Origin of the sequence: Streptomyces sp. NPDC056373 (genome assembly GCF_042262425.1) — a bacterium.
Lineage (GTDB): Bacteria > Actinomycetota > Actinomycetes > Streptomycetales > Streptomycetaceae > Streptomyces.
This window is the reverse complement of record NZ_JBHJPX010000001.1, coordinates 784,694-800,470: the sequence shown is the minus strand read 5'-3', so window position 1 is coordinate 800,470 and position 15,777 is coordinate 784,694. Positions and strand designations below refer to the sequence as shown.

The 15,777-nt window shown below is 69.8% G+C and carries 15 protein-coding genes and 2 pseudogenes; 10 read left to right on the top strand and 7 right to left on the bottom strand.

Annotated features, from left to right (window positions below; all coding sequences use genetic code 11):
- Positions 1-17: 17 nt before the first annotated feature.
- Complete coding sequence (locus ACFCXS_RS03750; protein WP_376641441.1) at positions 18-818, bottom strand: GNAT family N-acetyltransferase; 801 nt, start codon at positions 816-818, stop codon at positions 18-20.
- Positions 819-1,026: 208 nt separating this feature from the next.
- Between ACFCXS_RS03750 and ACFCXS_RS03745 the strand changes: the two genes are divergently transcribed.
- Together ACFCXS_RS03745 and ACFCXS_RS03740 are read left to right on the top strand one after the other, a co-directional pair.
- On the top strand, positions 1,027-1,536 hold the full coding sequence (locus tag ACFCXS_RS03745) for an NfeD family protein (protein ID WP_376641440.1): 510 nt from the start codon (positions 1,027-1,029) through the stop codon (positions 1,534-1,536).
- Between the two features lie 90 nt (positions 1,537-1,626).
- Positions 1,627-3,150 (top strand): flotillin family protein, encoded by a 1,524-nt coding sequence (locus ACFCXS_RS03740; RefSeq protein WP_376641439.1) that lies wholly within the window; start codon positions 1,627-1,629, stop codon positions 3,148-3,150.
- Between the two features lie 169 nt (positions 3,151-3,319).
- On the opposite strand, the gene ACFCXS_RS03735 is transcribed toward ACFCXS_RS03740, so the two are convergent.
- Together ACFCXS_RS03735 and ACFCXS_RS03730 are read right to left on the bottom strand one after the other, a co-directional pair.
- Entirely contained in the window at positions 3,320-4,378 is a 1,059-nt protein-coding gene (locus tag ACFCXS_RS03735; RefSeq protein WP_376641438.1) for a PucR family transcriptional regulator, read from the bottom strand.
- A gap of 203 nt (positions 4,379-4,581) precedes the next feature.
- Complete coding sequence (locus ACFCXS_RS03730; protein ID WP_376641437.1) at positions 4,582-5,181, bottom strand: dihydrofolate reductase family protein; 600 nt, start codon at positions 5,179-5,181, stop codon at positions 4,582-4,584.
- Between the two features lie 273 nt (positions 5,182-5,454).
- Between ACFCXS_RS03730 and ACFCXS_RS03725 the strand changes: the two genes are divergently transcribed.
- Positions 5,455-6,126 carry a response regulator gene (locus tag ACFCXS_RS03725; RefSeq protein ID WP_376641436.1) on the top strand — a complete coding sequence of 224 codons (672 nt, stop codon included), beginning with the start codon at positions 5,455-5,457 and terminating at the stop codon, positions 6,124-6,126.
- On the top strand, positions 6,123-7,232 hold the full coding sequence (locus ACFCXS_RS03720) for a sensor histidine kinase (protein WP_376641435.1): 1,110 nt from the start codon (positions 6,123-6,125) through the stop codon (positions 7,230-7,232). Before ACFCXS_RS03725 ends, ACFCXS_RS03720 begins: the two co-directional genes overlap by 4 nt.
- A gap of 7 nt (positions 7,233-7,239) precedes the next feature.
- Here the strand turns inward: ACFCXS_RS03720 and ACFCXS_RS03715 are convergent.
- The 3 genes and pseudogenes from ACFCXS_RS03715 to ACFCXS_RS03705 all read right to left on the bottom strand — a co-directional run.
- A pseudogene (locus ACFCXS_RS03715) lies at positions 7,240-7,546 on the bottom strand (ATP-binding cassette domain-containing protein); the annotation flags it as partial.
- Between the two features lie 27 nt (positions 7,547-7,573).
- Positions 7,574-8,104, bottom strand: a complete 531-nt coding sequence (locus ACFCXS_RS03710; protein ID WP_376641434.1) for a GNAT family N-acetyltransferase — start codon at positions 8,102-8,104, stop codon at positions 7,574-7,576.
- The gene (locus ACFCXS_RS03705; RefSeq protein WP_376641433.1) at positions 8,089-9,015 is read right to left on the bottom strand and encodes an XRE family transcriptional regulator; all 927 of its coding nucleotides are present in this window, start codon (positions 9,013-9,015) and stop codon (positions 8,089-8,091) included. The genes ACFCXS_RS03710 and ACFCXS_RS03705 overlap by 16 nt, the downstream gene beginning before the upstream one ends.
- Positions 9,016-9,406: 391 nt before the next feature.
- Between ACFCXS_RS03705 and ACFCXS_RS03700 the strand changes: the two genes are divergently transcribed.
- The 5 genes from ACFCXS_RS03700 (at position 9,407) to ACFCXS_RS03680 (ending at position 13,106) form a co-directional block, all read left to right on the top strand.
- Positions 9,407-9,823, top strand: coding sequence for an ATP-binding protein (locus ACFCXS_RS03700; RefSeq protein ID WP_376641522.1), 417 nt, complete (start codon positions 9,407-9,409; stop codon positions 9,821-9,823).
- A gap of 477 nt (positions 9,824-10,300) precedes the next feature.
- A complete protein-coding gene (gene tgmA, locus ACFCXS_RS03695; RefSeq protein WP_376641432.1) occupies positions 10,301-10,603 on the top strand; it encodes a putative ATP-grasp-modified RiPP in 303 nt (100 codons plus the stop codon).
- Between the two features lie 5 nt (positions 10,604-10,608).
- Positions 10,609-11,571, top strand: coding sequence for an ATP-grasp ribosomal peptide maturase (gene tgmB / locus ACFCXS_RS03690; protein WP_376641431.1), 963 nt, complete (start codon positions 10,609-10,611; stop codon positions 11,569-11,571).
- On the top strand, positions 11,561-12,748 hold the full coding sequence (tgmC, locus tag ACFCXS_RS03685) for an ATP-grasp peptide maturase system methyltransferase (RefSeq protein WP_376641430.1): 1,188 nt from the start codon (positions 11,561-11,563) through the stop codon (positions 12,746-12,748). Before tgmB ends, tgmC begins: the two co-directional genes overlap by 11 nt.
- 31 nt (positions 12,749-12,779) lie before the next feature.
- Positions 12,780-13,106, top strand: a complete 327-nt coding sequence (locus tag ACFCXS_RS03680; RefSeq protein WP_376641429.1) for a DUF6087 family protein — start codon at positions 12,780-12,782, stop codon at positions 13,104-13,106.
- A gap of 463 nt (positions 13,107-13,569) precedes the next feature.
- On the opposite strand, the pseudogene ACFCXS_RS03675 reads toward ACFCXS_RS03680, so the two are convergent.
- Positions 13,570-14,779, bottom strand: a pseudogene (locus ACFCXS_RS03675) (IS3 family transposase).
- Between the two features lie 214 nt (positions 14,780-14,993).
- Here ACFCXS_RS03675 and ACFCXS_RS03670 point away from each other — a divergent pair.
- Complete coding sequence (locus tag ACFCXS_RS03670) at positions 14,994-15,758, top strand: nuclease-related domain-containing protein (protein ID WP_120051352.1); 765 nt, start codon at positions 14,994-14,996, stop codon at positions 15,756-15,758.
- The last annotated feature ends 19 nt before the right edge of the window (positions 15,759-15,777 follow it).

The following is a 15,777-nucleotide window of genomic DNA, read 5'->3' as shown; positions in this document are numbered from 1 at the left end:
GACCGGTCCGGGAGGGGTCAGTCCGCCAGGGCGTAGAAGCCGATCGGCGAATTGGGCCGGAACCCGATCCGCGGATACACGGGCGCCCCGGCCGCGGTCGCGTGCAGTGTCGCCCTGGTCAGGCCGGTCGAGCGGGCGCCCTCGTACAGCGCCTTGCGGGTCACGGCCTCCCCGTAGCCCCGCCGTTCCCACGCCGGATCGGTGGCCACGAGCACGACGAAGAGCCGCCCGTCCGCCTCCACGGTGGCGGCGCAGGTCACGGGGACCCCCTCGCGCAGCCCCAGATACGCGTACACCCCGCTCTTCCACAGCGTGGACCCGGCGAGCCCGTCCCGCCCGTCCTCCAGCGGGAAACCGTAGGCGCGCGAGTTGATGTCCGCGTACGCGCGCAGCAGGTCGTCGCTGTCCACGCGCACGAAGGTCAGCTCGGGGTGGGCGGGTGCGGGCAGGGGCAGCAGGTCTCCCGCCATCCCGGTGCCGGGGAAGGCGTACCGCAGGCCCGCCTGCTCGGCGGCGGCCCCGAGCGCCGCACGCGCCCCGTCGTCGAGCAGGGACTCGAAGACCCACAGGAACCCGGGGTGGGACTTGGAGCGCATGATCTCGGCGGCCTCGTTCAGCCGCTGCTTCAGCGCCCCGGCGTCCGCCCCGGCCTCCGTCAGGGTCACGCAGTTCCAGAAGGCGAACCGGCAGTCGGCCCACCGCACGGCGATGCCCGGCAGGTCCCGCACGTCGGCGTGGGGCTCCCGGTCGAGCACCATGGCCCGCCAGACCGTGGCGAGCTGTTCCACCGACTCGATCGTGTCCGCGAGTTCACGCACGGGGTCCCCCTCAGGTCACCGACTGCTGCCGCACCGGTCCTGCCCGTCAGAGGCCCGCCTCATCCCCCTGCCCGGTCCCCACCGTGCGGGAGCCCGGCATAAAAGGCCCGTAAACATTGCCGGAACACGGCAATGAAACGGTTCCTCCTCGCGTGTGAGTATCCCGTCAAGTCGGAGTTCAGCGGCGGGCGGGAGGGGGACGGCGCGCATGGTCTGGTTTCTGGGACTGGGCATCACGGGGGTCGCGTTGCTCGCCCTGTCGCTGGTCTTCGACGGGGTGCTGGACGGTGTGCTCGACGGTGCGCCGGGCAGTGCCCTGGACGGTTGGCTGTCGCTGCCGGTCGTCGCCGGGTTCCTGGCGATGACCGGCTTCGGCGGCGCCGTCGCCACCACTGCGGCGGATGCCGGTCCCGTGGTCGCCACCACGGCGGGGGCCGTGTGCGGGCTCACGACGGCCTGGCTGACGTACCGCTTCAGCCGCGCCCTGATGCGTGATCAGACGGCTCACACACCGACCGGTGACGGCCTGGTGGGTACGTCGGGCAACGTGGTCACGGCCATCCCGGCGGACGGTTACGGAGAGGTGCTGCTGCGACTCGCGGGGCAGACGGCCAAGTTCGCCGCCCGCAGCGCGGGGCCGGTGGCCCGGGGCGCCGAGGTGTGGGTGGAGGCGGTGCCCTCCGCCACCTCCGTCGTGGTCCGCCCGGTGGACCGCTGACCTTTCCTCTCTCCCTCTGCCCCTCTCCCCTCTCCCTTCCTTCTCTCTTTCTCTCTTTCTCCTTTTCGTATGTGATTCGGGGGCACTGTCATGAGTCCTGTCGTCTTCGCGGTCGTAGGGGCCGTCGTACTCCTCGTGCTGCTGGCACTGGTCGTGGTCACCCGCTACAAGGTGGCGGGTCCGAGTGAGGCGTTCATCGTCACCGGCCGGCGGGGCAAGAAAGCCACCGACCCGGAGACCGGACGGGTCTTCACCGACAACAGCGGGCAGAAGGTCGTGGTCGGCGGCGGGGTGTTCGTCGTGCCGTTCGTGCAGCAGAGGTTCACCCTCGACCTGTCCTCCCGGCACATCCCCGTCGCGGTGCGCGGCGCGGTCACGCTGCGCGGCGTGAAGGCCAACCTGGACGGCGTCGCGATCGTCAAGGTCGGCGGCACCGAGGACTCCATCCGAGCCGCCGCACAGCGGTTCCTGATGCAGCAGGACGGCATCGTCGGCTTCACCCAGGAAGTGCTGTCCGGTGCGCTGCGGGCCATCGTCGGGCGGATGTCGGTGGAGGACGTCATCCGTGACCGGGCGGCGTTCGCCGGGCAGGTCGCGGAGGAGGCCGAGGCCAGCCTGTCCGGGCAGGGGCTGGTGCTGGACGCGTTCCAGATCCAGGACATCACCACCGAGGGCTCCTATCTGGAGGACCTCGGCCGGCCCGAGGCGGCACGCGCCAGGCAGGAGGCCGACATCGCCGAAGCCGTCGCCCGGCGGGCCGCCGAGCAGGCACGGCTCAAGGCGGAGGAGGAGATCGCGGTCGCGCAGCGGACGTTCGCCCTCAAGCAGGCCGAGATCAAGGCCGAGACCGACGAGGCCGCGGCCCGTGCGGCGGCTGCCGGACCGCTGGCCGAGGCGGCCCGGCAGCAGGAGATCCTCACCCAGCAGGAGAAGGTCGCCGAGCGGCAGGCCGCACTGACCGACCGGCAGCTCGACACCCAGGTCCGCAAGCCCGCCGACGCCCAGCGCTACGCCGCCGAGCAGGAGGCCGAGGCCAAGCGCGTCGCCCGGGTCAAGCAGGCCGAGGCGGACAAGGCGGCCGGGATCGCGGCTGCGCAGGCGGAGGCCGAGCGGGCCCGCCTGACCGGTGAGGGCGAGAAGCAGCGCCGCTCGGCGCTGGCCGAGGCGGAGGCCGTCGAGGGCCTGAAGCAGGGTGAGGCCGAGCGGTCCCGGCGGGCGGCGATCGCCGAGGCGGTACGGCTGGAAGGTGAGGCAGAGGCGTCGGCGATCGGTGCGAAGGGCGCGGCCGAGGCCGAGGCGATGCGCAAGAAGGCGGACGCGTTCGGGCAGTACGGCGACGCGGCCGTCCTGCAGATGCTCGTCGGGGTGCTGCCGGAGGTCGTGGCCAAGGCGTCCGAGCCGCTCAGCGCGGTGGACAAGATGACGGTCATCTCCACCGACGGCGCCGGCCGCATCCCGCGGGCCGTCGCGGACAACGTCGCCCAGGGCCTGGAACTTCTCGGTTCCACGACCGGCGTCGACCTCACCGAGCTGCTGAAGGGCATGACGCAGCGCACTCCGGCGGTGGGAGACCAGCCGGCGTCGCTCAACGGGAAGGTGGAGATCACCGGCTGACGGACCTCTGATCCGCACGGGCCCGCCCACCTGTCGCGATGGGCGGGCCGCGGGGCGTGAAGCGTCACCTGTCGCCGGACGCCGGACGGGCGGGCCGCGGGGCGTGAAGCGTCACCTGTCGCTGGACGGGCGGGCCGCGGCCCAGGTCCGCCCCTTCTTCCCGCCCCGGTCAGATCTCCTGCGCGGGCCAGTCCAGCAATCGTGCCCCGATGACGGCGGTTTGCAGGGTGTAGCGGTGCACGGGGTCGGCCGGGTCGGCGCCGGTCAGCTGGTGGATGCGTTCCAGCCGGTACGTCAGGGCCCGCACGCTCAGTGCCAGGCGGCGGGCCGCCTCGGCCGCCGTGCAGCCGGAATCGAAGTACACCCGCAGCGTTTCCAGCAGCGGCTCCGCACCGCCGCGGGCCCGTTTCAACGGCCCGAGCACGCTGAGCACGAGGTCGGCCATGGCCTGCCGGTCGCGGGCGAGGACCGGGTAGACCAGCAGGTCGGCGGCGCGCACGACCGGGTCTTCCAGGCCCAGCCGGCCGGCGAGTTCGAGGGTGCTGAGCGCCTCCTCGTAGGAGTGCACCACGCCGCCGGCGCCGGGCCGAGGGCGGCCGATGGCCACGCGGCCGTCGTCCGTGGCGGCGTGCGCCTGCTTGGCGAAGTAGGCGAGCACGTCGTCCTGGTCGCCCGGAGCGATGCAGACCAGCTGTTCGTTCTTGGTGGTCAGCAGGATGCGCCGGTTGCCGAACCGCGCTGTCAGCGCGGCCTCTATCCGGCGGGTGACCGGTCCGACGTCGTCGTACGCCTCGGGCCCCTCGGCGACCGCGACGGCATGGACGTGGGACAGCACGAGGCCGAAGCGCTCGGCACGTTCGGCGAGGCGGCCCAGGTCGCTGCGGCCGTACAGCAGGTCGTCGATGAACTCCCGGCGCGCGGCCTCCTCTTCGCGCACGGCCTGACGCTGCGCCCGCTCGTAACCCTCGGCGAAGGCGTCGACCGCCTGTTCCACCGCGGCCAGGACGTGGTCGGCGGAGCCCTGCGGGCCGGGCCAGGCGGCCCGGGTGGCCGCGAGGTGCTCCCGTACGAGGCTGCGCAGGCTGTGTCCGCGCTCCGCGGCCTGCTCACCCAGGGCGCGGCGGGCGTCGAGTTCGTCCCGCGTCAGCCGACGGCCGGTCGCGGAGACCTCTGCCAGGATCTCCGCGTACCGGTCCAGATACCGCGTCGCCGCGTCCGGCTCGCCCACCCCGCCCCCTGTCCCTGCTGTCTCGTGTGCCGTTGACGGTTTCTTGACGGCCACCGGCAGGCAGACCCTAGTGAACTCTGCCGGGAACCGGCAATGCCGATCCGGCTCGGTGCCCGGCATCATGGGCGCTGGGGAGCACCACGGACGGTTCCGGTGCCGGAGCCCGGAAAGGCACCGGCGCCGGAACCGCACTGCGTTCGGGTTCAGTTCCCGGTGGCGCGCGCATAGGTCACGAAGGCCGCGCCACTGTCCAGCACGGTGTGGCCGGTGAGCTCCCAGCCGCGCGGATCGAAGGCTGCCTTGTGGGAGAAGACCGGGATCCCGGCGCCGATGGTCAGCGGGGCCACCTTGAGGACGAGCTGGTCGATCTCGCCGTACAGGGAACCGGCCAGTTCCGCGCCGCCCAGCAGCCAGATGTCCTTGCCGTCCTCCTGCTTCAGCTGCCGTACCTTCTCCACGGGGTCACCGGCGACCAGTTCGACGGCCGGGGCCGGGGCCTCGGTGAGGGTCCGGGAGAAGACCAGGTGACGCAGGTGGGGGTAGGCGTCGTCGATGCCGGCCTTGAGGCCGACCTCGTAGCTGCGCCGTCCTTCCAGGACGGTGTCGAAGTGCGTGCCCTCCGCGGTGACCGACAGCGCCGCCCGGGCCTGGACGGGCAGGGTCTCCGGGTACTCCGTCGCCAGGTACTGGATGTAGTCCGCCGGGATCGGCCAGAAGCCGGCCGGTCCGGTGGGGTCGGCACCGTCCGGGCCCGCGATGAAACCGTCCAGCGTGGTGGCGATGTAGTACACGAGCTTTCGCATACGGTGCTCTCTCTTCCGGGTCTGTGCGATGGGCTGGAGATCAGAGTGGATCATCCCCATGGCTCTTCACGCAGGGACATCGTGATGTCGGCGCCTTCGGGCCGCAGCCGATCACGGAGTTTCCGGCACAAGCGCGTGATGTCCCTGCCGACCGGAGGGAGCTGCCCCGCCGAGTGGCTGGAGCTGCCGTCTGTCCGGCCGCCGGGTCCGGCCGGGGGCTTTAGGGTCGAGTCGGCATGGGCTGGACGGCATGGACAAGGTGAGGCGGGCCGCGTGATCCGGGTAGTGGTGGTGGACGACGAGGCACTGGTCCGTTCCGGCTTCGAACTCATCCTGGGTGCGGCCGAGGACATCGAGGTCGTCGCGACCGCCGGTGGGGGAGGGGCCGTGGAGACGGTGCGCCGGGAGCGGCCCGACGTGATCCTGCTGGACATCCGGATGCCGGACGTCGACGGCCTCACCGTCCTGCGCGAGCTGCGCGCGATGCCGGATCCGCCGGTGGTGGCGATGCTGACCACGTTCGACGCCGACGAGTACATCCTGACCGCGCTGCACTCCGGCGCTGCCGGTTTCCTCCTCAAGGACACCGAGCCGGAGCAGCTCGCCCACCTGGTGCGCACCCTTGCCGCAGGCGGTGTCGTGCTGTCCCCCAAGGCGTCGCGGACACTGCTGCGCAACCATCCCGGCAGCGGGGCGGCCGTCGACGAGGTGGCGGCCCGCGTCCGGCTGCTCACCGCCCGGGAGCGCGATGTCCTCGTCCTGGTGGCGGAGGGCCTGTCGAACGCGGACATCGGAGCGCGCATCCACCTGAGCGCCGGCACGATCAAGGACCACGTCAGCGCGATCCTCACGAAGCTGCGGGTGACGAGCCGGGTGCAGGCCGCGCTGCTGGCGCAGCGGGCCGGCCTGCTCGACGAGCGTCCGCAGCCGCAGGCCGGGCGATGAGCCGCGCCGCGGCTGCCTGGAAGCGGGTTCCCACTCCGGTCGTCGACGTCCTTCTGGTGGCGGTGGCGGCCCTGGACGTATGGCTGAACACGTGGGAGAACACGCGCTTCGGCGTCTTTCCGGCCGCGGTCGGTTGCGCGGCACTGGCCTTCCGGCGCCGGTTCCCGCTCGCCGTGTTCCTGCTCACCCTGCCCATCGCGCTGACGCAGGATGTCGCCGTCGCGGTGCTCGTGGCGCTGTTCACCCTGGCCGAGCGCTCCCGCAACCGCCGTCTCCTCGCGGTCTGCATCGCCCTGGCCGCCGTCGCGGGCAGTGTCCCGTGGCCCCTGGCCGAGGCCGACCGGACCATGACGCTGGTCTTCTTCGTGTACGGCCTGGCGACCTCCGCGACCCCGGTCCTCTTCGGCCAGCTTCTCCAGGCGCAACGGGACCTGGCGCGGCGGCTGGACGAGATCGAGGAAGCCAGGGAACACGAGCAGGCCCTGCACGCCCAGGCCGTGCTCGCCCGCGAACGCGCCCAGCTGGCCCGTGAGATGCACGACGTGGTCTCCCACCAGGTCAGCCTGATCGCCGTACGGGCCGGAGCCCTCCAGGTCGCCACCAAGGACGACAACACCAAAGAGGCCGCCCGCACGATCCGTTCGCTGAGCGTCACCACGCTCGACGAACTGCGGACCATGGTCACGCTGTTGCGCGCCTCGGGCGGCCGCGCCACCGAGCTGACGCCCCAGCCCACTCTCGCCGACCTGCACAAGCTGGTGGAATCGAGCGGTACTCACGCGGAGCTGACCGGTGATCTTCCGGACGCCGTGGGCACCCCCGCCCAACGGGCCGTCTACCGCACGGTCCAGGAGGCGCTGACCAACGTACGCAAGCACGCCCCCGGCGCCGTGGCCCGCGTCGAACTGTGGCAGAAGGGCGACGACGTCGGAGTGACGGTCACCAACACCGCGCCCACACGTCCCTCCCTGTCCCTGCCCGGTTCGCAGCAGGGCCTGATCGGCCTGCGAGAGCGGGCCGAGATCCTGCACGGGGCCCTGGAGTCCGGCCCGACAGCGGAGGGCGGCTACCGGGTGCGGCTGCGGCTTCCGCTCAGCGCGGACTGACCGACCGGCGGACCCGGCCGGATTCCATGACGATCCGTCCGGCGCCGGTCACCGTCGACAGGCGGTGGGCTACCACGAGCACGGTGGTCTCACGGGCCACCTCCGTGATGACATCCCGCAGCGCGGCCTCGTTGACGGCGTCGAGTTGCGAGGTCGCCTCGTCCTCGTCCAGGAGCAGCAGCCGGGGCTTGCACAGGAGGGCGCGGGCGATGGTGATGCTGCCGTTCGCCGCCCGGCAGCTCGGAGCCGCGGTGTCCGACGGGGGTGTTCAGGCCGTGGGGCAGGCGCTCGACGAGGGGGTCGAGCTTCGTCCGGGCCGACTCGCCGCTCTCTGATGGGGCTCAGCGCCGGAGGTCTTGGACCATCACCGCGTACACGGGTGAGTCGGCGAATGGTTGCTGCTCGCCGACTTTGCCGTATCCCCACGACTTATAGAGCTCCTGCACCTTGGGGTGGGTGACGTCGACCAGGAGCACGGCGAGGTCCTCCGTACGTTCCTTGAGCAGCGCCTCATGCAGCCGCTCAGAGATGCCCCGCTTGCGCCAGTCGGGGCGCACCATCACCTCGGACACGGCGTAGGTAGAGGTGTGGCCGTGGCTCGGCTCGTAGCCGGTGGAGCGCCACCACTCCCGGCCGGGAGCAAGCGGGGCGCCGTAGGCGAAGCCGACCGGTTCGTCTTCGTCGTACGCCACCACGCAGGAGAAGCCGTCCATGCCGGTCCAGTGGTCGACGAACCAGGCGAAGCGCTGGTGGAAGGGATCGTCCATCTGGTCGGCGTAGGCGTCGGCGTGTACGTCGATGAGCATCTGCCGAAAGGCCTCGGGGAGGTTTCCGTGCTGGAAGTGACGCAGGTCGGTCACGCTCGGCTCCATTCGGTTCGCAAGCGGTCTGCCCAGTCTCGTGAGTAGGAGGCGGAGGGAGCCATGACGAACAGGCCTCGGTGGAAGTCGCCCATGAGCGTGCGCATACGACCGGGCAATGGGTCGCCATCCATGATGGTGAAGACGTCGGTGGCTGAGGCCGTGGCCTGTTCGGCCTCTCCCTGGTGGAGCTGCGCGAGGGCGAGCTGGGCCGTCGCGAGGGCCGTGTTGCGCCGGAAGGCGGTCGGGATCCTGGCCAGCGCGCGGTGAGCCATGGCTTCGGCATGGGGGTGGCGTCCGCTGTTGAACTGGACGATTGCGGCGAGGTGGTCAAGTTCGGCCTGCCCGTAGAAGGCGGTCCAGCGCGGACGCTCTCGGTCGGCCACCCTGGTGAAGGTGTCCTGGGCTGATCCCAGTGAACGCAGGCCCGCACGGCCGTCACCGAGAGCCGCGTACGCGAGGGCGACGCGGACTCGGCCCAGCGAGTCGAAGAACGGGTCTCGGCGAGCCGCTGAGGAGGCTTGCGCGGCCTGAGCCGCTGCGAGGGCTTCGGGCCAGTTCTGCCGCTGGTAGGCGAGCATCGAGAGGTTGACCCAGACCCGCATTTCGGTGGGGCCGTCCTGGGAGAGGCCGGCGTACGTCGCTGATTCGTTCAGGTAGCTCTGGGCCTGGTCGAGATTGCGGGCGTCGATGCAGGACCAGGCGGCGATGGTGGTGTATTCGGCGGCCAGTGCGTACAGGGCTCGGCGGACGCGTTCGCCGGCGTTGCGCTGCTGTAGTTCCAGCACCCTGGTGCGGCCCTGGGCGGCGGCCTTCTCCAGTGCCGTGTGTCCGCCCTGGCGGTCGTCGGCTTCGACAAGGGCGTTCATCCCGGCAGCGACCCGGGCCACGTCCGACATGCCGACGGTCCGGCGTTGGGCCACGAAGGGAACGGCGGCAGCTGCGCTTCCGGTCGCTGAGGTGAGGAAAGTCCGACGCCGCACGGGGTCCTCCTGCGGGTGCTGCATGGTGCGTGGTGCGCTGAACCCTCAACCGGCGCTTGAGGATGGCGTTCGCTCCCATGGACCGACCGTAGCCCTGTGGTCACTGGCCGAACCAGACCCGAGGTCACCGGAGCGTAAAGTCTTCCGGTTCGCGGAGGCACGGCGGGGCGCGACTTTTCCTGTTCACCGTCGGCCAAGGGCCGTTGACTCGGTACCAGCCGTTGAGCGGGCGAGATTCCCCTTCCTGCCTCTCGATGCGTGGAGGAAGGCCCGCTCCTGCGCACCCGTTGCGGGGCGGGTGCCCCAGCCTCGGAGGGATGACCCCGTGACGATGACCGCCGCCAAGCCGACCGCGACTGGTGTTCCGGGCTACGCCGAGACGGTGCCGTGCGAGCCGGAATCCGCGCGCCGCGCACGTCTGCTTGTCTCTGCGGCTCTGGACATCTGGGGCATAGGCGAGTTGGCCGAGGTGGGCACTCTGATCGTTTCGGAGCTGATGAGCAATGCCGTCAGCCACACGCCCTGTCGCGTGGTCCGTGTCGTGATTCGGCGCGAGACGGCCGAAGTGATTCGGGTCGGCGTTGCCGACAAGTGCCGAGACACCCCGGAACCGGGGTGTCCTGAAGGTGACTCGGAGGGCGGCCGTGGTCTTCTCCTGGTCGAGTCGCTGAGCTGGCGGTGGGGCTACGACCTGCATCGTGGGGGCAAGCTCGTCTGGGCAGAGCTGCGGGTGCCGGCCGCATGCTGATCTCACGGATCTCCTTACGACTCCTGCCTTCGGAGGAACTGGTCGGCGCCCCGTTCCCGGACGCGTGTGTGCAGCTTGTCTTCGGCCCGACGCATCGGTCTGACGAGGTCGGCGCGGTTGCTGTTCCAGAGTCGGTCCGAATTACTCCCGACGACCTTGTGCGGCTGCGGGTCGAGTCGGGACTGGCTCTCCTCGGGATCCGCGCTGAGATGCAGCGTGCCGAGATCGCGTGGCGCCAGCAGCTCAGCCGCTGGTACGGCGACGGGCGCTGGCAGTCGCGGCCCGCGCACCGGACATCAGCCTCCTTCAACGGATCCTGGACGGGCTGCGGAATCCCGGTCCGGTTTCGACGTAGGGCCCGGTGCCTCTTCTTCCCGGTGCCCCTGAGACTCCCGCCACGAGCAGGATCGTGTTCCTCGATGCCGTGCGGGTGAGCAAGTCAGGCGAAGTACAGAATTTCTGACAGGAAGGAAGACCGTGTTCAACCACATGGATCGATTCCCCACGGGCAGCCCGCTGCCGCAGGGGCATGTGACGGCGGCCCCGTGGGGTCTCCGTCGCCTCGCCCCGTACCCGCCCGTCGACGGCCCCGTCTACGCGACGGTGACGCTGAATCCGGAGACGCAGACCGCCCGGTACTTCGACACTTCCGGGGTGCCCACCATGTCCCCGGGCCACGGCACATCCTCCGGTACGAATCCCGCGACCGGCACCACGGGCCAGGGCGACCGCAACAGCGACTCCCCGGACAGTGACACGGGGAACGACACCGACCAGTGACTCTGGTGACGAACGACGATCGTCCGGTCCTGGTCGTCACCAACCTCGACGACCCGACCGCGGACTTCGTGATCGCCGAGCTGCACGACCGGGGCGTCCCGGTCGTGCGGTTCGACTCCGGTGACTTCCCCGCCGTCCTGTCGTGCTCGGCCGCCATCGGCGGCACCGACAGCTGGCGGGGAAGCCTGCAGACCCCGAGCCGACGTGTCCACCTGGGCGCGGTGCGTTCCATGTACTACCGCCGCCCCTCGGGGTTTACCTTCCCTCACCTCGACAAGCAGGACGAGCGGTTCGCCGTGGCCCAGGCGCGCTACGGGCTGGGCGGCATTCTGACCTCTCTGCCCGGCTGCCTCTACGTCAACCACCCCAATCGCATCGGCGACGCCGAGTACAAGCCAGCCGGGCTCGCGGCAGCGGCAGCGGCCGGCTTCACGCTTCCGCCGACGTTGATCACCAATGTTCCCGACGACGCACGGGTCTTCATCAGCGCGCACGACCCTGTCATCTTCAAGCCGATCTCGGTTCCGCTCTACCTTGTCGACGGCAAGGCGCAGACCGTCCCCGTGAGCGAGGTGACCGCCGACGAGATCGACGACTCCGTATCCGGCACCATGCACCTCTTCCAGAAGCGGGTGGACAAGGTTGCCGATATCCGCGTGACTGTGATCGGCGAGCAGATCTTCGCCGTGCGGATCGACTCAGGTCTCCTCGACTGGCGTACGGACTACGGCACTCACTCATACACCCCGCTTGCCACGCCACCCGAGGTGGAGCGGTCGATCAGGGCATACCTGAAGCACTTCGGACTCGCCTTCGGGGCCTTCGACTTAGCTCTGACCGACTGCGGCGAGTGGATCTTCATCGAGTGCAACCCTTCCGGGCAGTGGGCATGGATGGAGCCGCCGACCGGTCTGCCGATGACGGCAGCACTCGCCGATCTCCTGGAAGGAGGACTCCGTGGCCAGTGAGATCGATATCGAGACGACCGCGGCCGATCTTCGGCGCCGGCTCGCCCGACAGCTGGAGAAGGACGGCTGGCTGCGCTCGCCGCAGTGGCGCGTCGCGGTGGAAGCCGTGCCCCGCCACAGGTTCATCCCACGCTTCTACCGGGAGGGCCATGCCCCGGGCGTCACCACTTGGGAGCCGGTCACACCGGAGACGGTCGGCAAGGAGGAGTGGCTCAGGCTCGTCTACACCGACGAGACATGGATGACCCAGTTCGAGGGCCGGGACATCGACTGGGCCGATCCGAAGCCGATCAGCAACGCGGCCCCGACCTCGTCGTCGACGTTGCCGAGCCTCGTGGTCCGGATGCTCGAAGACCTGGATGTCCAGGACGGCATGAATGTGCTGGAGATCGGCACCGGAACCGGTTACTCGACAGCACTGATGTGCCACCGGCTCGGCAGCAAGAGCGTGACCTCGATCGAGACGGATGAGGGCGTGGCCCGACGAGCCGGCCACGCCCTCACCGGATCCGGTCATACTCCCCACCTGCTGGTGGGGGACGGTCGCGCCGGTCACCCCGACGGGGCCCCGTACGACCGCCTGATCGCCACGTGCGGCTTCCGCAGCATCCCGCCTGCTTGGCTGGAGCAGGTCCCCCCGGGCGGCGTCATCCTCACCACCCTGCGCGGCTGGATGCGCTCCCTCGGCCTGGTCAAGCTCATCGTCACTGGTGACAGCGCGAGCGGCTGGTTCAGCGAGGACGCGCCGAGCTTCATGATCGCCCGCCAGCAGGACGCCCCGGCGAACCTCGGCATGGTGCCGGGCCCCGACGACGGGACGGTACGGAGAGCCGCACACGGGCCGGAGGTTCTCACCAGTTCCGGGTCGGCGTTCATGGCACAGCTCGCGGCGCCGGACGCCCGTTTCTTCTCGATGGCGGTCGTTGGCGGCTCGGTCAGTACGTTTGTACTGGACAGCGTTACCGATTCCTTCGCCGTCCTCGTTCCCACGGACGGCGGCTGGCAGGTCAGGCAAGGTGGTCCCCGCCGCTTGTGGGACGTGATCGAGTCGGCGGTGGCGACCTGGGAGGAGTACGGCTCACCGAACACCGCGGCGTTCGGGGTGACTGTCTCCCGCGACCAGCAGGCCGTCTGGCTGGGGAACCCGAACGGCCCACAGTGGGCGCTACCCTCCTGAGACAGCCCCCACCGACGCGAGGAACTCCAGGATGGACGACGAACCGCTGAAGGATTGGGCGGAACGCCGTGACGCGAGGATCGGCCGACTTCGCGCCGTGCCTGTCGTGCCTGGCGACGGGCCCAGGGCATCGCACGTGAACCCGGACGCACCCCGCGTCATCGAGCGCTGGAACGGGCACGAATGGGAGCTGTACGGGTTCGCCGCCGGCCTGGCCGACGCCAAAGCCATCCTGTACCCGGAGGCCGACGAGCCCTCACCTCAAGGACCGGTGCCGAATCCGCTCGGCTCCGGCACCGGCAAGCACCGCAAACCCCAGGCACCCAGGCCGGACGGTGGCGGCCGGGCGCAGAGGTGATCAACACCGCCGCACATGAGACTGCCGGGGGCGCGGAACGGCGGGGTACTCCTCGACGTAGTGCGCGTTGGCTGCCTGCGCTCGCGGGCCGGGTGCGTGTCTTTCGAAGAGGCGGGGGTCGCCAAGCCAGTGCTGAGGCGGGGTTCTGGAACCCTGCCCGACACCACTGAAACCCCAGATCACGGCCAGACAAGGCAGTACGGCTGATGCCCCGCCTCATGCAACCGGTGCGAGAAATCCTGCCACTCGTGCAGCGATTGGGGGCAGGAGGGGGCTGACCTGGGGTTTCGCGGGGGGATGTGCGTTGACCTGGGAAAACTCCTCTCGGTAGTTCTCACGGGGCAACGCCGTTTCCCGGGCTCATGTGCCCTGGATGTGCCCTCGCCCTGTCTGCAGAACCAGCTGGGGAGCGCCCGATCTCGACCACCAGCCTGGGGCCTTGACCCCTGATCCTGAACACGGGTTATGCGGCTTCGGCCAGCGTAGTTGATGTTGTTCGGAGTGCTTGTTCGTAGACGATGGGGCTGCGGTGTCCGAGGCGGGAGTGGCGTCGGACGGTGTTGTAGCGGTGGAGCCAGCGGAAGAGGTCCAAGCGGGCCTCGCGCTCGTCGTTCCAGGCCCTGCGGCCCTGAAGGGTCTCGCGTTTGCAGGTTGCGTTGAACGACTCCGCCAGGGCGTTGTCCGCCGAGCTGCCGATGGCGCTCATGGACTGAGCCACGCCGGCCCGGCGGCAGGCGTCGGCGAAGGCCCGGCTGCAGTACTGGGCCCCGTGATCGGTGTGCATCACGGCGCCGGCGAGGCTGCCGCGGGTCCGCTCGGCTGCTTTCAGGGCGTCGACGACGAGGTCGGCGCGCATGTGGTCGGCGATCGCCCACCCGGCCAGGCGCCGTGAGCAGAGATCGATCACGGTCGCGAGGTAGCGGAACGTCCCGTCGGCCAGCGGCAGATAAGTGATGTCGCCGACGTACTTCCGATTCACTTCGTCCGCGGTGAAGTTCCGACCGATCAGGTCCGGCACCTTCGCCGCGGCGGGGTCCGGGATGGTGGTGCGATGCTTCCTGCGCAGGCGGAGACCGGCCAGCCCGATCGCCTGCATGACCCGGGCGACCCGCTTGTGGTTCACCACCTCGCCGTCCTCGCGGAGTTCAGCGGTGATCCTGGGGACGCCGTAGGTGCCGTCCGAGTCCCGGTGGATCACCCGTATCCGGGCGGCGGCTGGGCGTCGGCAGCCTGGCGGGCCGCCCTCAGCGGTGCACTCCGGCGCCAGTGGTAGAAGCTCGAGCGGGCGATGCCCAGGATGCGGCACAACCGCTTCACGCCGTAACGGCGCTGGTGGTCCTCAACGAACTGGCAGCGGTTCACCAGCCCGTCTCCGAGGCGAAATAGCGGGCCGCCTTGCGCAGGATCTCCCGTTCCTTCTTCGGCTCGGCGTTCTCCCGCCGCAAGGCAGCGACCTCGGCCTCCAGAGCCGACGGCGCCACCGGAACTGCCGGCGGCTCCGCTGCCCGACGGCCGCGCGGACGGCTGGCGCCCGCGTCCCGGATCCAGTTGCGCAGCGTCTCCGGGTTCACCCCCAGGTCGGCGGCGATCTGCTTGATCGTCGCCTCGGGCCGCGACTCGTACAGTGCGACCGCGTCCGCCTTGAACTCCGGCGGATAGTGCTTCATGACCACGACACGTCCATCTCTCAGATCCTCAAGATCCACTATCTCGAGTGTCCAAGATCAGGGGTGAAGACCCCTGCTCGGCGCAGACATGAGGCTGTCTTGCTCGCTGTTTCTGATCCTGGTCACATGGTCATTGGCCTTTGACGGGATGTGAAACGGGGGGCGCGTGAGCGGCTTACAGGTCTCCGCATGGAAGCGTTACGGACATGACCGTCTCTACGTGAATCAGTCGGACGGCAAGAAGGTCGCATGGTTCGACCGCCGCACGGGGTATCTGGAGCTCCTTGTTGAGGAACAGCGGGACGCGGTACTTGATGTCCTTGCGCCCTATCTCACTGCTTCATCTTCGCCCGTAGCGCACAAGGCACTGCATTCTGAGGACGATCTTGCCGGGAACCGTCCGGGAGACGCGCTGCAGATGAAGGTGGACGAGCTGACGCCCGGCTTCTGGCAGTGGGCGTTGGCCAGGCTGTCCGGTCGGCGTCTGGAGGCGGACAGTTGGCGCGCAGGACTGGCCGGCGAGCGCCGGGTGGGAGCGGAGCTGGAGAGGCTGGCGCGGCGAGGCTGGCGAGTTCTGCACTCCATACCCCTGCCCGGTGAAGTTGACATCGACCACGTCCTGATTGGTCCGGGCGGCGCCTTCTGCTTCAACACGAAGCGCCACCGCGGAGCGCGCGTTTGGGTGGGTGATGACTCTGTTCGCATAGGCGGCCAGTCGTACCCCTACGTGCGAAAGAGCCGAGCAGAGGCGCGGCGGGCCTCAGCTGCGCTGACGAGTGCATGCGGCTTTCCCGTCGAGGTTCAGCCGGTGCTCGCCTTCGTTGCGGTGGCAGAGCTGCAGGTCGTGCCGTCACTCCGGGACGTGCGAGTCCTTCAGGAGCACGACATCTCGGCGTTCAAGCACCTCAAGTCTGGCTTGCGACCGGACAAGGTCGAGTTGGTGTACACGGCGGCACGTGATCGCCGCACGTGGGTTCGCTCCTAACGGTTGGCTGGGTTACAGC

What these genes read in the sequence shown, in the direction of transcription:
- ACFCXS_RS03740 (WP_376641439.1), top strand. Translation starts at nt 1,627, where the DNA reads ATGAGTCCTGTCGTCTTCGCGGTCGTAGGGGCCGTCGTACTCCTCGTG.
- ACFCXS_RS03745 (WP_376641440.1), top strand. Translation starts at nt 1,027, where the DNA reads ATGGTCTGGTTTCTGGGACTGGGCATCACGGGGGTCGCGTTGCTCGCC.
- ACFCXS_RS03700 (WP_376641522.1), top strand. Translation starts at nt 9,407, where the DNA reads ATGACCGCCGCCAAGCCGACCGCGACTGGTGTTCCGGGCTACGCCGAG.
- ACFCXS_RS03720 (WP_376641435.1), top strand. Translation starts at nt 6,123, where the DNA reads ATGAGCCGCGCCGCGGCTGCCTGGAAGCGGGTTCCCACTCCGGTCGTC.
- ACFCXS_RS03680 (WP_376641429.1), top strand. Translation starts at nt 12,780, where the DNA reads ATGGACGACGAACCGCTGAAGGATTGGGCGGAACGCCGTGACGCGAGG.
- ACFCXS_RS03730 (WP_376641437.1), bottom strand. Translation starts at nt 5,181, where the DNA reads ATGCGAAAGCTCGTGTACTACATCGCCACCACGCTGGACGGTTTCATC.
- ACFCXS_RS03710 (WP_376641434.1), bottom strand. Translation starts at nt 8,104, where the DNA reads ATGGAGCCGAGCGTGACCGACCTGCGTCACTTCCAGCACGGAAACCTC.